Raw genomic sequence first — 1,997 nt, forward strand, 5'->3', positions numbered from 1 at the left:
GGTTTGTGTTGCTTCTTTCACTGTAGCAACAATGATGGGTACAATCTGCGTCACCACCTGGGCGGCTACCGCAGCCGCAAACTGCGCCATCTGTTCCATGGTAAAGGGCTGCGCTGCACCCGGCTGGCTGTAGCTGCCGGTCTTGCGGATGGTGGGCAGCACCTCGTGGGTCACCCAGCGGGTAAACTTCTTGGCCTCTGGCTTGTCCGACCGCAGGATGACTTTGTACAGCCCGGACTCGTTGATGATGGTCATTTTCTGGCCCCCGCCAAGGGTGTCCATCAGATGGACACCCTTTTCATCATCATCCAGCCGCCGTGCTGCGTTGCGGTTGTTCTGGATATCCAGAACTCGGCACACATCTGCCAGCACCCACCACGGCTCGTTGTCTTTCATGATCGTGCGTACCTCGTTGCCCTCGTAGTTGAATACCTGCATTGCGTTCATTTGTCATGCTCCTTTCTTAACTATGAAAATATCTTCAACTTTACAGTGAAGTGCCTTAGCGATCTCCCTGGCCCGCAGGTGGTTGGTCAGCTTAGTGGTGCCGTTCTCCAGCCGGTAAATTGCATTGATAGGGAGGCCAGACTCCTTTGCCAGCTTATAGGGCGTCATTGCAGCCCGCTCCCTTTGACGCTGTAATTCAGTAGCGTTGACTCTTAATAGCATTATGGCCCTCCTTTATATTTCCGTTTGTATACATCTCAAGCTTATTATAACGTCTCCATTTGTATATGTCAAGAGCTTTTTCAAAATTTGTATTTACATTTGTATATGCTTTGCGATATACTAGTAAAAGTAGGAAGGAGTTGCCGATATGGATAAACAAAACTCGATGGGCCAGCGTATTCAAGAATTGCGCAAGCATAAGGGGCTTACACAAACCGAACTAGCAAAAGAGATTCACGTAAGTATGGCTGCTATACGGAATTATGAAAATAATCTGCGCGAGCCAAACTCTAAAGCTATGGCTGCCCTGGAGCGTTATTTTGGTGTCAGTGGTGAATATCTTCGTGGAGAAGTGGATCGGGAAACTTTCATGCAAAATAGTGATGCCATTCAAGGGCAAATGGATGAACTTGTCCACCTCTTTCAAGTGTTTCGGCCAGACCTAAATTGCGCTTCCCAAGAACGCCAGTATCTTGCTATATCTATATTAAATGAAGTAATGCGCACTATTTCACGCGACCTGCTTCGGCGTGATGGTTCCGCTAACTTAGATGGTGCAAAAGTTGGTAGGATTTTTCAAGCGGCATTCGCCCTAAACTCAGATGGGCTTACTGAGCTTGACAAGCGTGCTGGTGAATTAACGCAGCTAAACCAATATAAAAAGTGATTGCATTTGTATATATACCATAAACACAATCTCTTGTAAGCGCTTTGTAAGAATCTGACGTATTTCGTCATATTCTTACGAATAGTGTAAGGCTCAAGGCTACCTTTTAAGGGACTAAACTTTTCTTTCAAAAAGTGGGGAGGGGGTGCAAGTAGCCCGGAAATCTGCCCTTGTTTCCGCAAAAACGCAAAAAGCCGTAACCCCTTGATTTTATTGGGTTTTTCGGCAGTTGCGCCCCCCTGGCGGTTACTTGCGGGGGGTGTTGCGGGGGGCAGGCTCTTAAAAGCAAAAAACAAGCCCTTTAAGCGGCGTTTGGGCGTACTCGCTTAAAGGGCTGTTGTTATTTTCTTAAAAGCCGCTTAAACCGCGCCAATGCTGGATTTGTGCGGTTTCTTAAAAGGTTTCTTGTGTGTCCTTAAACGCTCCTAAAAGGCAAATCTGAGCGGTTGGCAGCCTTGCGCCGCACAGGCCACTTTGGGGCCGAAAACGGGCAAAAAAATTTTGCAATCCCATTTTGCGAGATTGCAAAATTTTCGCTTTCATTCAAGCGGTTTTCCGCGAAAAAACCTAGTATTTAGGCGGGTTCCCGGGTTTTCTCGTATTCTTGCATATCGAAAAGTAGGCCCGTCCTGGGTTTTGCAAGTCACGTGAAAACTTACAC

General features: G+C 47.2%; 3 protein-coding genes. 1 reads left to right on the forward strand and 2 read right to left on the reverse strand.

Going from position 1 to position 1,997, the window contains the following annotated elements; all coding sequences use genetic code 11:
- A partial coding sequence (locus tag VSQ30_RS20530) for a BRO-N domain-containing protein (protein ID WP_334467139.1) occupies positions 1 to 447 on the reverse strand: 447 nt, incomplete at its 3' end.
- 3 nt (positions 448 to 450) lie between these two features.
- Positions 451 to 669: a helix-turn-helix transcriptional regulator gene (locus VSQ30_RS20535; RefSeq protein WP_160578804.1), complete on the reverse strand. Its 219-nt coding sequence runs from the start codon at positions 667 to 669 to the stop codon at positions 451 to 453.
- A 148-nt stretch (positions 670 to 817) separates the two neighbouring features.
- Between VSQ30_RS20535 and VSQ30_RS20540 the strand changes: the two genes are divergently transcribed.
- On the forward strand, positions 818 to 1,336 hold the full coding sequence (locus VSQ30_RS20540; RefSeq protein WP_160578803.1) for a helix-turn-helix domain-containing protein: 519 nt from the start codon (positions 818 to 820) through the stop codon (positions 1,334 to 1,336).
- The last annotated feature ends 661 nt before the right edge of the window (positions 1,337 to 1,997 follow it).

It is taken from the genome of Acutalibacter sp. JLR.KK004 (assembly GCF_036941085.1).
In the GTDB taxonomy this organism is placed as follows: domain Bacteria; phylum Bacillota; class Clostridia; order Oscillospirales; family Acutalibacteraceae; genus Acutalibacter.